We start from the raw sequence: 16,798 nt of genomic DNA, 5'->3' as shown, positions 1-16,798 counted from the left end.
GCTGTAATTAATGAGGTTATGCCCAAAATGGATAGTTCGTTTACGCCCATTGAACAAATGCTTAAGTTCCGCGCCAGTCGTCATGAGGACTTCCCGTATCAGGAAATCCTGCTGACCCGCCTGTGCATGCACATGCAGGGTAAGCTGCTGGAAAATCGTAACAAGATGCTGAAAGCGCAGGGGATTAACGAGACGTTGTTTATGGCGTTGATTACGCTGGAGTCTCAGGAAAATCACAGCATTCAGCCGTCGGAACTGAGCTGTGCGCTGGGGTCATCCCGTACCAATGCGACCCGTATCGCGGATGAACTGGAAAAGCGCGGCTGGATTGAACGCCGTGAAAGCGATAACGATCGCCGCTGCCTGCATCTGCAACTGACCGAGAAAGGTCACGAATTCTTGCGCGAAGTGCTGCCACCGCAGCACAACTGCCTGCACCAGCTCTGGTCTGCCCTCAGCACCGCCGAGCGCGACCAGCTTGAGCACATTACTCGCAAGCTGCTTACCCGTCTGGACCAGATGGATGAAGACGGCGTCATCCTTGAGGCGCTGCGCTAACGCGACGATCCGCTCAACATTCCAGATTGCTAAAAAGAAAAACTGACAGGCCAGCACGTGAAACTGCTGGCCTTTCTGACAACAGGTCGGCTCAGCCGATGTGAAAATAAAAAGATCGTGGAGAACAACAATGAGCGCAAATGCGGAGAACACCCTCCCGCAGCAACCGGCCAACAAAAAGGGCAAACGTAAGAGCGCCCTTATTCTGCTGACCTTGCTCTTTATTATTATTGCCGTGGCATATGGGATCTATTGGTTTTTAGTCTTGCGTCATGTTGAAGAGACAGACGATGCATACGTGGCAGGGAATCAGGTTCAAATCATGGCCCAGGTGTCAGGCAGCGTGACGAAAGTCTGGGCTGATAACACCGACTTTGTGAAAAAAGGCGATGTGCTGGTCACGCTCGACCCGACCGACGCCCAACAGGCGTTTGAAAAAGCACAGACGGCGCTGGCCTCCAGCGTTCGCCAGACCCGCCAGCTGATGATCAACAGCAAGCAGCTTCAGGCCAATATCGACGTGCAGAAAACGGCCCTGGCTCAGGCGCAGAGCGACCTCAATCGTCGTGTTCCTCTCGGCACCGCCAACCTGATTGGCCGTGAAGAGTTGCAGCACGCCCGCGATGCGGTGGCCAGCGCACAGGCGCAGCTGGACGTGGCGATCCAACAGTACAACGCTAATCAGGCGATGGTGCTGGGTACCTCTCTGGAAAACCAGCCAGCGGTGAAACAGGCGGCGACCGAAGTGCGTAACGCATGGCTTGCCCTGCAACGTACCAAAATCGTCAGCCCGATGACCGGCTACGTTTCCCGTCGTTCCGTACAGCCTGGGGCGCAGATTAGCACCACCACGCCGCTAATGGCGGTCGTTCCGGCGAACAATCTGTGGGTCGATGCGAACTTCAAAGAGACTCAGCTGGCGCATATGCGTATCGGCCAGACCGCGACCGTGGTCAGCGATATTTACGGCGATGACATCAAGTACACCGGAAAAGTGGTCGGTCTGGACATGGGGACCGGCAGCGCGTTCAGCCTGCTGCCTGCACAGAACGCCACCGGCAACTGGATCAAAGTGGTACAGCGCTTGCCTGTGCGTATCGAGCTGGATCCTAAGCAGCTGGCAGACCATCCGCTGCGAATTGGCCTTTCCACGCTGGTGACGGTCGATACCGCCAACCGCGACGGTCAGATCCTCGCAAGCCAGGTGCGCAGTACGCCAGCTTATGAAAGTAACGCCCGTGAAATTAGCCTCGATCCGGTCAATAAGCTGATCGATGACATCGTGAAGGCAAACGCCGGTTAAGCCGAAGGTGAGCGTTATGCAACAGCAAAAGCCGCAAAAACCGCTGGAGGGGGCGCAGCTGGTCATTATGACCATTGCGCTGTCGCTGGCGACATTCATGCAGGTGCTGGACTCCACCATCGCAAACGTGGCGATCCCTACGATCGCCGGGAACCTTGGCTCATCGCTGAGCCAGGGGACCTGGGTCATTACCTCGTTCGGGGTGGCGAACGCCATCTCCATTCCCATCACCGGCTGGCTGGCGAAGCGCGTCGGTGAAGTGAAGCTGTTCCTCTGGTCGACGATCCTGTTCGTGCTGGCCTCCTGGGCCTGCGGCATGTCCAGCAGCCTGACGATGCTGATTTTCTTCCGCGTCATCCAGGGGATTGTCGCCGGGCCGTTGATTCCGCTGTCGCAGAGTTTGCTGCTGAACAACTATCCGCCCGCCAAGCGCTCCATCGCGCTCGCGCTGTGGTCGATGACGGTGATCGTCGCCCCAATTTGCGGGCCAATCCTCGGCGGCTATATCAGCGATAACTATCACTGGGGCTGGATCTTCTTCATCAACGTGCCCATCGGTGCGCTGGTGGTGCTGATGACGCTACAGTCTCTGCGTGGTCGCGAAACGCGGACCGAACAGCGGCGGATCGACGGCATCGGGCTGGCACTGCTGGTTGTCGGCATCGGCAGCCTGCAAATCATGCTCGACCGCGGCAAAGAGCTGGACTGGTTTGCCTCTACGGAAATCATTGTGCTGACGGTGGTCGCCGTGGTGGCCATCAGCTTCCTGATTGTCTGGGAGCTGACGGACGATAATCCGATAGTCGACCTCTCGCTGTTTAAATCGCGAAACTTCACCATCGGCTGCCTCTGTATCAGTCTCGCCTATATGCTCTACTTCGGCGCGATTGTTCTGCTGCCGCAGCTGTTGCAGGAGGTGTACGGCTATACCGCAACCTGGGCGGGGCTGGCCTCCGCGCCGGTGGGGTTAATTCCGGTTCTGCTGTCGCCGATTATTGGCCGTTTCGCCCATAAGCTCGACATGCGCAGGCTGGTGACGTTCAGCTTCATCATGTACGCCGTGTGCTTCTACTGGCGCGCGTATACGTTTGAACCGGGAATGGACTTTGGCGCCTCCGCGTGGCCGCAGTTTATTCAGGGCTTCGCCGTAGCGTGCTTCTTTATGCCGCTGACCACCATTACGCTTTCCGGCTTACCGCCTGAGCGGATGGCGGCGGCATCGAGCCTGTCGAACTTCACCCGTACGCTGGCGGGCTCCATCGGGACTTCGATCACCACCACGCTGTGGACCAACCGGGAATCGATGCACCATGCTCAACTCACCGAAGCGGTGAACCCGTTCAACCCTAACGCTCAGCAGATGTATAGCCAGCTTGAGGGGATGGGGATGACGGAGCAGCAGGCGTCCGGCTGGCTTGCCCAGCAGATCACCAACCAGGGGCTGATTATCTCGGCAAACGAGATTTTCTGGATATCGGCGGGGATCTTCATCGTCCTGCTGGGGCTGGTGTGGTTTGCCAAACCACCGTTTGGGGCCGGTAGCGGGGGCGGTGGGGCGCACTAGCCCTGTGCACGGGTTGCCGGGTGGCGGCTACGCCTTACCCGGCCTACGATCGTAGGCCCGGTAAGCGCAGCGCCACCGGGCAACAATCGCCCCCCTTGTCCAAAACGCGACAGCGATTGTCAGTTCCGATAAAGCAGCGCGCCTGAAATCGATTCACGATAGTGAAAAGACGACAGGAGCGCACCATGCTGAACACACCCGCCGACAAATACCAGCCTTACCCCACCCTTTCGTTGCCCGACCGCCGCTGGCCGGAGCAGATTATTACCCGCGCCCCGCGCTGGCTCTCGACCGACTTACGCGACGGTAACCAGGCGCTGGCCGAGCCGATGGACAGCGCGCGCAAGCTGCAATTCTGGGATCTGCTGCTGAGCTGCGGGTTTAAAGAAATCGAAGTCGCCTTCCCGTCCGCCTCGCAGACGGACTTCAATTTTGTGCGTCAGCTGATTGAGGAGAACCGCATCCCGGATGACGTCACCATTCAGGTGTTAACGCAGGCGCGGGACGATCTTATCCGCCGCACTTTCGACTCCCTGCGCGGCGCGAAGCAGGCCACCGTTCACCTGTATAACGCCACCGCCCCGCTGTTCCGCCGTCTGGTATTCGGCATGGAGAAAGCGCAAATCGTCGAGCTGGCGACGCGCGCGACGCGCCTGATTCGTCAGCTGTGTGAAGAGAACCCTGACACCCGCTGGCAGTACGAGTACTCCCCGGAAACCTTCTGCTTTACCGAACCGGAGTTTGCGCTGGAGATTTGTGAAGCCGTGGCGGAGATCTGGCAGCCGTGCGCGGCGCGTCCGATGATCCTCAACCTCCCCGCTACCGTCGAAGTGAGCACGCCGAACGTCTATGCCGACCAGATCGAGTATTTCTGCCGCCACTTCAGCCGCCGCAGTGACGTCTGTATCAGCGTGCACCCGCATAACGATCGCGGTACCGGCGTCGCCAGCGCAGAGCTGGCCGTCATGGCCGGGGCTGACCGCGTGGAGGGCTGCCTGTTTGGTAACGGTGAGCGCACGGGCAACGTCTGCCTGGTGACGCTGGCGATGAACCTCTACAGCCAGGGCATTAGCCCGAATCTGGATTTCAGTGATATGAATCGGGTGGTTGAAACGGTAGAAACCTGCAACCAGCTGCCCGTCCATCCGCGCCATCCGTGGGCGGGTCGTCTGGCTTACACCGCCTTCTCCGGCTCGCACCAGGATGCCATCAAGAAAGGTTTCGATGCCCGTAAGCCTGGCGAACGCTGGGAGATGCCCTATCTGCCCGTCGACCCGCAGGATATTGGCTGTACCTATGAAGCGGTGATCCGCGTGAACAGCCAGTCAGGAAAAAGCGGAAGCGCCTGGCTTATTGAGCAAAACCACGGCCTGAAATTGCCTCGCGCCCTGCAACAGGATTTTAGCCAGCACGTGCAGCAGGAAACGGATAACCATGGAAAAGAGATGACGCAGAATGCGCTCTGGCAGCTGTTCCGCGCCCGCTACGGCCTGGTGGCGAGCCCGCCATTAGCGCTGCAATCGTACCGCAGCGACAGCCAGCAGGACGGCCAGCTGCGGCTGACGGCAAGCGTCGCCACGCAAGGGGGCACCCGCCAGCTGGAAGGCCAGGGAAACGGTTTGCTCTCCGCCGCCGCTCACGGCTTAAGCCGCTGGATCAACGCACCGTTTGTGATCAAGGATTATCACGAACATACGTTAGGCGAACGCAGCGACAGCCGCTCGGTGGCCTATATCCGCTGCCTGTTCCAGGATGGGACCAGCCGCTGGGGCGTGGGCATCGACAGCGACGTGGCACGCGCGTCGATTCAGGCGCTTTTTAACGCGGTCAGTCGTTCCTGAAGTAATCGCTGGGTGAGAGACCCATTACCCGGCGAAACATTGCCGTAAAGGCGCTGTGGCTGCCATACCCCAGATCCAGCGCCACGCGTAATACCGGCTGGCCCTGCGCCAGCCGCACTAAGGCTTCCAGCAGTCGCGCCCTTCTCACCCACTCGCCGTAGCTCAGGCCTGTCTGCTGCTGAAAATGGCGGTTCAGCGTGCGTTCGCTCATCCCCACAATACCTGCGGCCTGGGCGCTGCTCCAGCTTTCTCCCGGGGCCATTCGAATCTGCTGGCAGAGGTGGCGCAGCGCTTCGCTTTCCGGCTCGGGCAGGTGAAACGGCAGTACCGGCATGAGGCGAATTTCATCGAGGATCAGTTCATAAACACGTTCATCGCGGCTTCCGGGTGCGTAAGATTCAGGAAGCGTAAGGGAGGTCAGGATCAGCTCGCGCAGCAGGGGCGAGATCTGCACGATCTGGCAGGTCGCCGGAAGATCGGCGCGCGCCAGCGGGTCGATAAACAGCGTGCGGGCAGCAACGTTGCCGGTGATGCGCAAGGCGTGCTGCGTACCCGCAGGTAGCCAGACGCCGCGACCGGGCGGCACCACCCAGCAGCCGGATGCGGTATCGACCCGCACGACGCCGGTGAGGCTGTGCAGGAGCTGCGCGCAGTCGTGCTGATGCCACGGCTCGCTGTCGCCATGAGCATAATCATGCGAAAACGGCACAAGCGGGCGATGGGTAAAGGAGAAGGTGGTGGTTGTCGTCATCAGAATTGTAGGCCCGGTCAGCGAAGCGCCACCGGGCATCCACAGGCACGATACTAAATGTGCAGTTCCTGAAGTTTTTCTTTTGGCAGGGCCAGCTCGTCATTGCTGTTTACACGAACATCACGTTCGATGATATGACGGGCAATCTCCTGAGCTTCTTCCAGAGAGTGCATCTGGTAAGTGCCGCACTGGTAAACGTTCAGCTCAGGGATCTGGTTCTGCTCTTTCACCTTCAGTACGTCTTCCATCGCCGCTTTCCACGCATCCGCGACGCGTTTCTCATCAGGCTGACCAATCAGGCTCATGTAGAAACCGGTGCGGCAGCCCATCGGAGAGATATCGATGATCTCCACGCCGTTGCCGTTCAGGTGGTCGCGCATGAATCCGGCGAACAGGTGTTCCAGCGTGTGAATGCCTTTCTCTGGCATCACTTCTTTATTGGGCACGCAGAAGCGCAGGTCGAAAACGGTGATCGTGTCGCCGTGCGGCGTGTTCATGGTCTTCGCCACGCGGACTGCTGGTGCTTCCATACGGGTATGGTCGACAGTAAAGCTATCTAATAACGGCATACGTCACCTCCGATAGTGATTTTTTTAAAATAAACTGAACTCTTCTACAGAATGCGCGTCTGAGTATATGAAAGACGCGCATTTGTTATCATCATCCCTGAATTCAGAGATGTATATTTTGGCCACAGCGATGTGGCCTTTTTCTTTTTGGTTCAGGCCTGCTTCGCCAGAAACGCCTCAAACGACTTCGTATCCGCCGCTTCGACCTCTTTCTGACGCACAACGGACGCATCACGCTCTGTCACAAAATCCGCTTCGCTCAGGATCTCTAACGGCTCCTGCATCAGCATCTCACGGTACTCCGCTGAGAGTGAACGCCCTGTGCCACCAATTCCCTGCTCAATCATAGAACGCAGAATACGTGCTGAGAATGTCAGTTCCGGGTTATCAAAGCTTTCAACCAGTTCGTCGCAGACCTTCTGGTAAGCTTCGCCGCCGTACACGCTGTCCAGCGTCTGGGCTACGCGCTTCAGGTCATGGAACAGATCCTTCCCTACCTTAGACAGTGGGAACTGAGCCGTTTCACAGCCAATACCTAACGTCAGACCCGGCTTGCGCCCTTCCAGAATCACGCGATTCCAGTTGGCACGGGTACACAGCAGTTCGTCGGAACTCATTTCCGGCGCATCCGCCAGTACGCACCAGACCATAAACAGGTCAAGGAAGCGAACCTGCTGTTCGTCAACGCCAATCGGTGAGAACGGGTTGATATCCAGCGAGCGCACTTCAATGTATTCGATCCCGCCGCGCTGTAGCGCATCCGACGGTGTTTCACCGCTGCGCGTCACGCGCTTCGGACGAATCGGCGCATACAGTTCATTTTCAATCTGCAACACGTTGGTGTTAATTTGCAGGCGCTTACCGTCTTTTTCGAGGCCGATTTTTTCGTACTCTTCCGACGGGGTTTTTATCGCCCGCTTCAAGCCTGCCACATATTCGTGCAGATCGTTAAACGTAATTCCGAGATTGCTTTGCGATTTATTGGTATAGCCAAGGTCGCTCAGGCGCAGGGAGGTCGCATACGGCAGGTAATACATGCCACATTCGGTCTTCTCGAACGGCAGCGTGGTCGGTTTCCCTTGCAGGAACGAAGAACAGACGGCCGGTGAAGCGCCGAACAGATACGGAATAACCCAGCCAAAACGGTAGTAGTTGCGGATCAGGCGGAAATAGCCCGCGGAGATCGCTTCTTTATCCGTTTCACCGCACTTCGCCTGCCAGAACGCCATCGGCAGAGAGAAATTGTAGTGCACGCCAGAGATCGTCTGCATCAGTGCGCCGTAGCGATTTTTCAGTCCTTCGCGATACAGCGTTTTCAGCCGACCAATATTCGAGGTGCCGTACTGCGCCAGCTCGATATCCTGCCCCTGCTCGATATAGCACGGCATGCTGAGAGGCCACATACGCTCGTCGCCGAGGTTGCGGGCGGTGAAGCGATGCACGTCGCGCATGATCGTCAGCATATGATCAATATCACCGTCTACTGGCGTGATGAACTCCAGCAGCGCTTCGGCGAAATCGGTTGTGATCCATTTATGTGTCAGCGCCGAGCCTAACGCCTTCGGGTGTCCCGTAGTCGCTAAGCTACCATCCGCATTTACGCGCAGCGTTTCGCGCTCAAGCCCACGCTGAATACCCTTCAGTGCCTGAGGGTGATTTTCCAGCCAGGCCAGCGCCTGTGATACGTCCGGGATCAATTTGACCTCCCGCCTGTCAAAAAATTGTCACTCAGCATAATTGTAATGGTTGACGATTGAAGGTCGCGAATTCATTCCACCAATTAGTGCCACCACGTCATACCCTGTAGTGTTACCCATGCCAGTAAAACATAGCGTAACGCCTTGCCAAGGCACAAAAAAAAGAGCACCGGTCCCCAGGAAATGCGCATCCATCCCGCCAGCAGACACAGTAAATCGCCTATTACAGGCATCCAGCTTAATAACAGCGTGGCAGCGCCATAGCGTTTTAGCCAGCCCACTGCCTTTTCCTGCCAGCGAGATTTTTCGCGTAGCGGAAAGAAACGTCCAAGAATAACGTTAGTCAGCCCTCCAAGGCTATTACCCATTGTTGCTATTAAGACCAGCAACCAGGGCTGACTTACGCCGGACAACAGCATCGCCACCAGCACCACTTCCGAATTCCCCGGTAAGAGGGTGGAGCTTAAAAAACTGCTGGCGAATAATGAAGCGAGTGACAGCGCGTCACTCACAGTAAGCGAACGTCCACCGCCGCCATTCCGGCATCACGCGCGGCCTGAATGCCAAAATCAGCATCTTCAAACACCACGCATTTTGCAGGTGGAACACCCATTAATTCTGCACAGAGCAGGAAGGTATCCGGTGCGGGTTTGTGATGTTTAACATGATCGGCGGCAACGACGGCAGAAAAATAGTGGCGCAGGCCAAGGTGGTTGAGTAGCGCTTCAGCAATCGCGCTCTCGCTGCCCGTACCGACAGACATAGGACGACGCCCGTGCCACTCCTTGACGACGTCAATGAGTGGTAAAGGCTGCACGGTGTCTAACAGTATGGCTTTTACCGCGTCGGTTTTTTCACGCGCGAGCTGATGCGGGTCGAGATCGGCCTGATTCAGCTCAATCACGGCCTGTGCGATACGCCAGGTGGGCGATCCATTGAGGGCAATCATCGCCTGTAAATCGAAACGCATACCGTAACGGCCCAGGACTTCGGTCCAGGCCTGACGATGCGTGGGTTCGGTATCCAGGAGGGTGCCGTCCATGTCGAAGATCAAACCGTCATACTGTGCGTACATCGTGCTCTCGCTAAACGATTAACAAAGCATTACTTTATCGTAAAAGGGGATTTTTGTCGCTGATTGCGAAGTGATAACAATGAGAGTGATTAAGAACTAAACATCGAAGGGGATCACAAGAAGAGATGGTGCATCCGGGAGGATTCGAACCTCCGACCGCTCGGTTCGTAGCCGAGTACTCTATCCAGCTGAGCTACGGATGCATCGGGGAAATGCTTTTATAAACAGTAAATGGTGCATCCGGGAGGATTCGAACCTCCGACCGCTCGGTTCGTAGCCGAGTACTCTATCCAGCTGAGCTACGGATGCATCGGGATTTACTACTGTACTGCTCGATCTTCATATCACTTCGAAAGCAATATGAAGTAATAGATGGTGCATCCGGGAGGATTCGAACCTCCGACCGCTCGGTTCGTAGCCGAGTACTCTATCCAGCTGAGCTACGGATGCATCGGGATTTACTACTGTACTGCTCGATATTCATATCACTTCGAAAGCAATATGAAGTAATAGATGGTGCATCCGGGAGGATTCGAACCTCCGACCGCTCGGTTCGTAGCCGAGTACTCTATCCAGCTGAGCTACGGATGCAAAATGGCGGTGAGGCGGGGATTCGAACCCCGGATGCAGCTTTTGACCGCATACTCCCTTAGCAGGGGAGCGCCTTCAGCCTCTCGGCCACCTCACCACACAACGCCTCTTTCGAGTGCTTCGAGCAACTCGTTAAGAGCTTCTCGTCGCTGCGTGGCGCATATATTACTTTCTGGGACTTATAAGTCAAACAATTTTCCACATGCTTTTTTCGTTTGCACAATTCGCACCCAATTCGCATGTAAAAGCCGCAAAGAGAGTGTTTTATAAGCGGATTTTGCAGGCATCTTCACAGAATTGTGTTGAGAGAAGCGCGTCTTTTGGATGAGATAAGATTATGAGAGTGGTCAAAAACGAAGCGTTTGAAATAGAACGGTAACTTTATGCAGGAAAAATAGCAGGAGGGTTGCGTCTCGCCCGACAGCGAGACGCGACAATATCAGTAACTGGACTGCTGGGATTTTTCAGCCTGGATACGCTGGTAGATCTCTTCACGGTGGACAGATACTTCTTTAGGAGCGTTAACACCAATACGTACCTGGTTACCCTTTACCCCTAAAACTGTCACGGTGACCTCATCCCCAATCATGAGGGTCTCACCAACTCGACGAGTCAGAATCAGCATTCTTTGCTCCTTGAAAGATTAAAAGAGTCGGGTCTCTTGTATCCCGGCATTATCCATCATATAACGCCAAAAAGTAAGCGATGACAAACACGTAAAGTGTAAGCAGTCACGGCATCACATTCTGTTAAACGTAAGTTTAGCCGATATACACAAACTCAACCTGACTTTATCGTTATCGATAGCGCAGTGAGCAAGACGCCATAACGTTACCGCTATGGCGTCTGCTTGTGCTTTGTAGTTATTACAGTTTCGCGCTTACCCAGCTTTCAACGCTGGCTAATGCCGCGGGAAGTGCCGCCGCATCCGTACCACCGGCTTGCGCCATGTCCGGACGACCGCCACCTTTGCCACCCACCTGCTGGGCGACCATGCCAATCAGTTCCCCTGCTTTAACACGATCCGTCACATCCTTAGAGACGCCCGCAATCAGAGAAACCTTACCCTCTGCGACCGTTGCCAGCACGATAACCGTCGAACCAAGCTGGTTCTTCAGATCGTCGACCATGGTACGCAGCATCTTAGGCTCAACGCCCGCCAGATCGCTGACCAGCAGTTTGACGCCCTTAATGTCTACCGCTTTGCTGGAGAGGTTTGCGCTCTCCTGCGCCGCAGCCTGTTCTTTCAGCTGCTGGAGTTCTTTTTCCAGCTGACGGGTACGATCCAGCGCGACACGCACTTTTTCGCCCAGGTTTTGACTATCGCCTTTCAGCAGCTGCGCGATCTCGTGCAGCTGGTCGCTCTGCGCATGCAGGCTGGCAATTGCGCCTTCCCCGGTCACCGCCTCAATACGACGCACGCCTGCCGCCGTCCCCGACTCGGAAACGATGCGGAACAAGCCGATGTCACCGGTGCGGGATGCGTGAGTACCGCCACACAGTTCGGTAGAGAAGTCGCCCATGCTCAGCACGCGAACGCGGTCGTCATATTTCTCGCCAAACAGCGCCATCGCACCTTTCTTCTTCGCTGCCTCGAGATCCATGATGTGGGTTTCGATTGGCAGGTTACGACGGATCTGGGCATTCACCAGGTCTTCCACCGCACGAATTTCAGACGGCTTCATCGCTTCAAAATGCGAGAAGTCGAAACGCAGCACTTTGTCATTAACCAGAGAACCTTTCTGTGCAACGTGCGTACCCAGCACTTCGCGCAGGGCTGCGTGCATCAGGTGGGTTGCCGAGTGGTTCAGACGAATGCGCGCGCGGCGAGCTTCGTCAACGTTGGCCTGAACGCCCTCGCCCACTTTCAGAGAGCCGGAAACCAGTTTGCCCTGGTGACCAATTGCCTGACCGTATTTCTGGGTATCGCTTACGCTGAAGCTGAAGCCATTGCCTTTCAGTTCGCCTTTATCGCCAACCTGGCCGCCCGATTCCGCATAGAACGGCGTTTTATCCAGGATAACAACCGCTTCCTGGCCCGCGCTAATGCTGTCTACGGCTTTACCGTCAACAAACAGCGCGGTTACGTTGCTGGTCAGGGCCAGCTCTTCGTAGCCTTTAAATTCAGACGCGCTATCAACGCGGATCATCGCGTTGTAGTCCGCGCCAAAACCGCTGGATTCACGCGCACGACGACGCTGCTCTTCCATTGCGGCTTCAAAGCCTGCTTCGTCAACTTTGATGTTGCGCTCGCGGCAAACGTCCGCGGTCAGGTCAACCGGGAAGCCGTAGGTGTCGTACAGGCGGAAAGCGGTTTCGCCATCCAGCGTGTCGCCCTTGAGTTTCGCCAGCTCGTCGTCCAGCAGCGCCAGACCGCGCTCCAGCGTACGGGCAAACTGCTCTTCTTCGGTTTTCAGAACCTGTTCAACCTGCGCCTGCTGGCGTTTCAGCTCGTCACCGGCAGAGCCCATCACGCCAATCAGTGGCCCAACGAGTTTATAGAAGAAGGTGTCCTTCGCGCCCAGCATGTTGCCATGGCGGATCGCACGACGAATGATACGACGCAGCACATAGCCACGGTTTTCATTCGACGGGATAACGCCGTCAGCAATCAGGAACGCACAGGAACGAATATGGTCTGCGATAACGCGCAGTGATTTGTTGCTCAGATCGGTTGCGCCCGTTACCTCAGCAACGGCTTTGATCAGGGTGCTGAACAGGTCAATCTCATAGTTGGAGTTAACGTGTTGCAGAACGGCCGCGATACGCTCAAGGCCCATACCGGTATCTACGGACGGTTTTGGCAGCGGCTCCATGGTGCCGTCGGCCTGACGGTTGAACTGCATGAAGACGATGTTCCAGATCTCAATGTAGCGATCGCCATCTTCTTCCGCGCTTCCCGGAGGGCCACCCCAGATGTGGTCGCCATGATCGTAGAAGATCTCGGTGCACGGACCGCAAGGGCCGGTGTCGCCCATCTGCCAGAAGTTATCAGACGCGTAAGGCGCGCCTTTGTTGTCACCGATACGGATGATACGTTCGCGCGGGATACCCACTTCTTTTTCCCAGATGTCGAACGCTTCGTCATCGGTCTCATACACGGTCACCCACAGACGCTCTTTCGGCAGATTGAACCAGTTTTCACCGGTCAGCAGTTCCCACGCGTATTGAATGGCATCGTGTTTGAAATAGTCGCCGAAGCTGAAGTTACCCAGCATTTCGAAGAAGGTGTGGTGGCGCGCGGTGTAACCGACGTTTTCCAGATCGTTGTGTTTACCGCCCGCACGCACGCAACGCTGTGAGGTTGTGGCGCGGGAATAATTACGCTTGTCGAGACCAAGGAACACATCCTTGAACTGGTTCATCCCGGCGTTGGTAAACAGCAGAGTCGGGTCATTGTTCGGTACCAGGGAGCTGCTGGCAACAACCTGGTGTCCCTTACTATGGAAAAAATCGAGAAACGCCTGACGGATCTCAGCGGTGCTCTTGCTCATAATTATCCTGAAATCAAGCTAACGAAATGTCGCAGCAGATCTGTATCTGTAAACAGTTGGACGGACCAGCTACTGGAAAAAGTGGGAATAAGATAAGTTTTCTTTAGTGGGAAGTAAAATCCCGCATGCGTTCAATCGGTAAAATTACGCCAGATATCCTGAATATCTTCCATCAGGAAGCCGCGGTAGAGCAAAAAGCGCTGGATTTTAACTTTTTCTGAAAATTCACGCGGCAGCGGCTCACCGTACTTTCGTACCGCCTGCTCACGCGCCAGTTCGCACCAGTCAATTTCACTTTCGCGCATGGCTTTTTCAATCGATTCACGGGCTACGCCTTTCTGGTTCAGCTCCTGGCGGATACGCGCTGGCCCATAGCCTTTACGACCACGGCTGGCAAGAAAGCGAGCGGCAAAACGGCCGTCATCCAGATAGTGATGCTCGTAGCACCAGGCAACCACGCGGTCATAATCTTCCGCGCTGGCATCAATGTCTTCCGGACCGTTTTTGCTCATGACGGGCGCTGACAGTTTCCGCCGCAGCTCCTGTTCGCTATGGTCACGCACGGCAAGAATACGCACGGCCCGATCCAGCAAGCGTGAGTAGGCTGGTCGGCGTGATGTCGGTTCACTCATAAAAAACCTGTCGATTCAGAAATGCAAAAAGGGCCGCATCAGCAGCCCTTCATTTTTATCCGAGAGGATTAAAAGTCTTCGTTGGTTTCTTCAGCATCCGCGCCGTCGACCACGAAATCAGGTTTAGAGTCCTGGTTGTTCAGCAGGAGTTCACGCACCTTCTTCTCAATCTCTTTCGCCGCCGCCGGGTTCTCTTTCAGCCAGGAGATAGCATTCGCTTTACCCTGACCAATCTTGTCACCGTTGTAGCTGTACCATGCGCCCGCTTTTTCAATCAGCTTCTCTTTCACGCCCAGGTCAACCAGCTCGCCGAGGAAGTTGATACCTTCGCCGTAGAGGATCTGGAACTCAGCCTGTTTGAACGGTGCTGCGATTTTGTTCTTCACAACCTTCACGCGGGTTTCGCTACCGACTACGTTATCCCCTTCTTTCACCGCACCGATACGGCGGATATCCAGACGGACAGAAGCGTAGAATTTCAGAGCGTTACCGCCGGTGGTGGTTTCCGGGTTACCGAACATTACACCAATTTTCATACGGATCTGGTTGATGAAGATCAGCAGCGTATTGGACTGCTTCAGGTTACCCGCCAGCTTACGCATCGCCTGGCTCATCATACGTGCCGCGAGGCCCATGTGAGAGTCACCGATTTCACCTTCAATTTCCGCTTTTGGCGTCAGCGCCGCAACGGAGTCGACGATGATCACGTCAACCGCGCCTGAGCGCGCCAGCGCGTCACAAATTTCCAGTGCCTGCTCGCCGGTGTCCGGCTGGGAGCACAGCAGGTTGTCGATATCAACGCCCAGTTTACGGGCATAGACCGGGTCCAGCGCGTGCTCGGCATCGATAAACGCACAGGTTTTACCTTCGCGCTGTGCCGCCGCAACAACCTGCAACGTCAGGGTAGTTTTACCCGAGGATTCCGGACCGTAGATTTCTACGATACGGCCCATCGGCAAACCGCCAGCGCCCAGTGCGATATCAAGAGAAAGCGAACCAGTGGAGATAGTTTCCACATCCATGGAACGGTCTTCACCCAGGCGCATGATGGAGCCTTTACCGAATTGCTTTTCGATCTGGCCCAGTGCTGCCGCCAACGCTTTCTGTTTGTTTTCGTCGATAGCCATTATTACTCCTGTCATGCCGGGAGAAGCAACTGCGCTTCACCATGGACTTCTGTTCTGTTGAGGCAATTATACTGTATAGTCATACAGTATCAAGTATTTTGTAGAAATTGTTGCCAGAGCGTTTTTAACGCGTATTCCGTTGCCTGACGACGCACGCTTTCGCGGTCGCCGCTGAAGCATTCCCGGCGGGTAATCCCTTCACCTTTTGAGGTGGCAAAGCCAAACCAGACGGTGCCGACAGGCTTCACGTCGCTGCCGCCGTCCGGCCCCGCGATACCGCTGATGGAGATAGCGTAATCTGCGCGCGCCTCTTTCAGCGCGCCAATCGCCATCTCGATCACCACCGGCTCGCTGACCGCGCCATGCTGCTCAAGCGTGGCTTCACGCACGCCGATCATCTGCGCTTTCGCCTCGTTACTGTAGGTCACAAAGCCGCGTTCAAACCAGGCGGAACTGCCAGCAATATCGGTAATTGCTTTCGCCACCCAGCCGCCGGTGCAGGATTCTGCGGTCGTGAGAGTCGCGCCGCGCTGTTTCAGCGCCAGCCCCACCACTTCGCTTAGCTGCATCAATTCATGGTCAGTCATTCTCGCTCCAGGCCTTAGAAAAACATGCAGCACAAGATAGCACTTTCTCATCAAATATGGGGATGCGCGTCGGGTTTTACGAGGGGGCTTCAGAAAAAAGCCGATGCGGACGCATCGGCCAGAGAGACGCTTATTTCATGCTGTTAGCGAGGGTGTCCACATTGTGGCGAAACGCCTTGACGTAGGTGTCCGCCACGCCGCCCTTCGCAGACAGCGCTTCCGGGTAAAGTTCACCACCCGGCTGGGCGCCCGTGGCGGTCGCAATCTGCTTCACCAGGCGTGGGTCAAGCTGGTTTTCCATAAACCAGGTTTTCACGCCGTCAGCTTTAATCTGATTGATGATCTCCGCTACCTGCGCCGCGCTGGCTTCACTCTCAGACGACAGCCCCTGCGGCGCCATAAACGTCACGCCGTAGGCGCGGCTGAAATAGCCGAAGGCGTCGTGGCTGGTCAGCACTTTGCGCTTCGCCTGTGGGATGTCGCTGAAACGCTTTTTAGCCCAACCGTCCAGCTGAGAGAGCTGCGCAATATAGGGTTTACCGGTAGATTCAAGCGCCGCCGTATCTTCAGGATCGGCCTTCACCAGCCCTGAGAGAATATTTTGCGCATACAGCGCGCCGTTCGCCGCGCTGTTCCACGCGTGCGGATCGGTCACGGTTTTACCGTCCTCTTCCAGCGTGTGCGTTTTCACGCCGTCCGAAGCAACCACCAGTTGGCCTTTGAATCCGGAGGCTTTCACCAGACGGTCGAGCCAGCCCTCCAGCCCCAGCCCATTGACCACCACCACGTCAGCTTTACTCAGCGCCGCGCTGTCTTTGGGCGAGGGTTCGAAAGTATGGGGATCACCGTCCGGCCCCACCAGCGTCGTCACCTTCACACGATCGCCGCCAACCTGCTGCGTGATGTCTCCCAGGATGGAAAAGCTGGTCACCACATTAAGCGTTTTCGCCATTACGCCGTGCGTCATCATGCCGAGCGCGAGCGCCACGGCTAATCCTGTACGTTTCAT

Annotated in this window: 15 protein-coding genes and 5 tRNA genes; 4 read left to right on the top strand and 16 right to left on the bottom strand. The window is 56.1% G+C overall.

Features of this window, described 5'->3' with window-relative positions:
- Positions 1-27 precede the first annotated feature (27 nt).
- The 4 genes from emrR to leuA all read left to right on the top strand — a co-directional run bounded on the left by emrR (position 28) and on the right by leuA (position 5,266).
- Entirely contained in the window at positions 28-558 is a 531-nt protein-coding gene (emrR, locus tag ACOTWU_RS06955) for a multidrug efflux transporter EmrAB transcriptional repressor EmrR (RefSeq protein ID WP_017694792.1), read from the top strand.
- Between the two features lie 130 nt (positions 559-688).
- Entirely contained in the window at positions 689-1,861 is a 1,173-nt protein-coding gene (gene emrA / locus ACOTWU_RS06950) for a multidrug efflux MFS transporter periplasmic adaptor subunit EmrA (RefSeq protein WP_062938585.1), read from the top strand.
- A gap of 16 nt (positions 1,862-1,877) precedes the next feature.
- On the top strand, positions 1,878-3,425 hold the full coding sequence (emrB, locus tag ACOTWU_RS06945; RefSeq protein WP_006811709.1) for a multidrug efflux MFS transporter permease subunit EmrB: 1,548 nt from the start codon (positions 1,878-1,880) through the stop codon (positions 3,423-3,425).
- A gap of 185 nt (positions 3,426-3,610) precedes the next feature.
- Positions 3,611-5,266: a 2-isopropylmalate synthase gene (gene leuA, locus ACOTWU_RS06940; RefSeq protein WP_126498820.1), complete on the top strand. Its 1,656-nt coding sequence runs from the start codon at positions 3,611-3,613 to the stop codon at positions 5,264-5,266.
- Here the strand turns inward: leuA and ACOTWU_RS06935 are convergent.
- The 16 genes from ACOTWU_RS06935 to ACOTWU_RS06860 all read right to left on the bottom strand — a co-directional run bounded on the left by ACOTWU_RS06935 (position 5,253) and on the right by ACOTWU_RS06860 (position 16,798).
- Entirely contained in the window at positions 5,253-6,017 is a 765-nt protein-coding gene (locus tag ACOTWU_RS06935) for an AraC family transcriptional regulator (protein ID WP_003862181.1), read from the bottom strand. The genes leuA and ACOTWU_RS06935 overlap by 14 nt on opposite strands.
- Positions 6,018-6,070: 53 nt before the next feature.
- On the bottom strand, positions 6,071-6,586 hold the full coding sequence (gene luxS, locus ACOTWU_RS06930) for an S-ribosylhomocysteine lyase (RefSeq protein ID WP_017382778.1): 516 nt from the start codon (positions 6,584-6,586) through the stop codon (positions 6,071-6,073).
- A 152-nt stretch (positions 6,587-6,738) separates the two neighbouring features.
- On the bottom strand, positions 6,739-8,283 hold the full coding sequence (gshA, locus tag ACOTWU_RS06925) for a glutamate--cysteine ligase (protein ID WP_421625760.1): 1,545 nt from the start codon (positions 8,281-8,283) through the stop codon (positions 6,739-6,741).
- A gap of 83 nt (positions 8,284-8,366) precedes the next feature.
- Positions 8,367-8,795: a YqaA family protein gene (locus ACOTWU_RS06920; protein WP_017692791.1), complete on the bottom strand. Its 429-nt coding sequence runs from the start codon at positions 8,793-8,795 to the stop codon at positions 8,367-8,369.
- Complete coding sequence (yqaB, locus tag ACOTWU_RS06915) at positions 8,792-9,358, bottom strand: fructose-1-phosphate/6-phosphogluconate phosphatase (RefSeq protein WP_015571665.1); 567 nt, start codon at positions 9,356-9,358, stop codon at positions 8,792-8,794. Before yqaB ends, ACOTWU_RS06920 begins: the two co-directional genes overlap by 4 nt.
- 126 nt (positions 9,359-9,484) lie before the next feature.
- A tRNA-Arg gene (locus ACOTWU_RS06910) sits at positions 9,485-9,561 on the bottom strand.
- 29 nt (positions 9,562-9,590) lie between these two features.
- A tRNA-Arg gene (locus tag ACOTWU_RS06905) sits at positions 9,591-9,667 on the bottom strand.
- A gap of 64 nt (positions 9,668-9,731) precedes the next feature.
- Positions 9,732-9,808: transfer RNA gene (locus ACOTWU_RS06900), tRNA-Arg, on the bottom strand.
- A gap of 64 nt (positions 9,809-9,872) precedes the next feature.
- Positions 9,873-9,949, bottom strand: a tRNA-Arg gene (locus ACOTWU_RS06895).
- Between the two features lie 4 nt (positions 9,950-9,953).
- Positions 9,954-10,046 (bottom strand) — tRNA-Ser (locus ACOTWU_RS06890).
- A 342-nt stretch (positions 10,047-10,388) separates the two neighbouring features.
- Positions 10,389-10,574, bottom strand: a complete 186-nt coding sequence (csrA, locus tag ACOTWU_RS06885; protein WP_000906486.1) for a carbon storage regulator CsrA — start codon at positions 10,572-10,574, stop codon at positions 10,389-10,391.
- A 241-nt stretch (positions 10,575-10,815) separates the two neighbouring features.
- Entirely contained in the window at positions 10,816-13,443 is a 2,628-nt protein-coding gene (gene alaS, locus ACOTWU_RS06880) for an alanine--tRNA ligase (RefSeq protein WP_015571666.1), read from the bottom strand.
- 131 nt (positions 13,444-13,574) lie between these two features.
- Entirely contained in the window at positions 13,575-14,075 is a 501-nt protein-coding gene (recX, locus tag ACOTWU_RS06875; RefSeq protein ID WP_047738424.1) for a recombination regulator RecX, read from the bottom strand.
- Between the two features lie 68 nt (positions 14,076-14,143).
- On the bottom strand, positions 14,144-15,202 hold the full coding sequence (gene recA, locus ACOTWU_RS06870) for a recombinase RecA (protein WP_015571667.1): 1,059 nt from the start codon (positions 15,200-15,202) through the stop codon (positions 14,144-14,146).
- Positions 15,203-15,291: 89 nt separating this feature from the next.
- Positions 15,292-15,789, bottom strand: coding sequence for a nicotinamide-nucleotide amidase (pncC, locus tag ACOTWU_RS06865; protein ID WP_003862172.1), 498 nt, complete (start codon positions 15,787-15,789; stop codon positions 15,292-15,294).
- Positions 15,790-15,919: 130 nt separating this feature from the next.
- Positions 15,920-16,798 carry a metal ABC transporter substrate-binding protein gene (locus ACOTWU_RS06860; RefSeq protein ID WP_015571668.1) on the bottom strand — a complete coding sequence of 293 codons (879 nt, stop codon included), beginning with the start codon at positions 16,796-16,798 and terminating at the stop codon, positions 15,920-15,922.

It is taken from the genome of Enterobacter cloacae complex sp. GYL001 (assembly GCF_049237125.1).
Classification (GTDB): Bacteria; Pseudomonadota; Gammaproteobacteria; order Enterobacterales; family Enterobacteriaceae; genus Enterobacter; species Enterobacter hormaechei_C.
Note: the sequence above shows the minus strand (reverse complement) of the source record. Positions and strands in the feature narration are given on the sequence as shown.

Excerpts from the sequence above, each read along its gene's own strand:
- luxS (WP_017382778.1), bottom strand. The coding sequence starts at position 6,586 with ATGCCGTTATTAGATAGCTTTACTGTCGACCATACCCGTATGGAAGCA.
- ACOTWU_RS06935 (WP_003862181.1), bottom strand. The coding sequence starts at position 6,017 with ATGACGACAACCACCACCTTCTCCTTTACCCATCGCCCGCTTGTGCCG.
- yqaB (WP_015571665.1), bottom strand. The coding sequence starts at position 9,358 with ATGTACGCACAGTATGACGGTTTGATCTTCGACATGGACGGCACCCTC.
- recX (WP_047738424.1), bottom strand. The coding sequence starts at position 14,075 with ATGAGTGAACCGACATCACGCCGACCAGCCTACTCACGCTTGCTGGAT.
- emrA (WP_062938585.1), top strand. The coding sequence starts at position 689 with ATGAGCGCAAATGCGGAGAACACCCTCCCGCAGCAACCGGCCAACAAA.
- leuA (WP_126498820.1), top strand. The coding sequence starts at position 3,611 with ATGCTGAACACACCCGCCGACAAATACCAGCCTTACCCCACCCTTTCG.
- alaS (WP_015571666.1), bottom strand. The coding sequence starts at position 13,443 with ATGAGCAAGAGCACCGCTGAGATCCGTCAGGCGTTTCTCGATTTTTTC.
- pncC (WP_003862172.1), bottom strand. The coding sequence starts at position 15,789 with ATGACTGACCATGAATTGATGCAGCTAAGCGAAGTGGTGGGGCTGGCG.
- csrA (WP_000906486.1), bottom strand. The coding sequence starts at position 10,574 with ATGCTGATTCTGACTCGTCGAGTTGGTGAGACCCTCATGATTGGGGAT.
- emrR (WP_017694792.1), top strand. The coding sequence starts at position 28 with ATGGATAGTTCGTTTACGCCCATTGAACAAATGCTTAAGTTCCGCGCC.
- emrB (WP_006811709.1), top strand. The coding sequence starts at position 1,878 with ATGCAACAGCAAAAGCCGCAAAAACCGCTGGAGGGGGCGCAGCTGGTC.
- recA (WP_015571667.1), bottom strand. The coding sequence starts at position 15,202 with ATGGCTATCGACGAAAACAAACAGAAAGCGTTGGCGGCAGCACTGGGC.
- ACOTWU_RS06860 (WP_015571668.1), bottom strand. The coding sequence starts at position 16,798 with ATGAAACGTACAGGATTAGCCGTGGCGCTCGCGCTCGGCATGATGACG.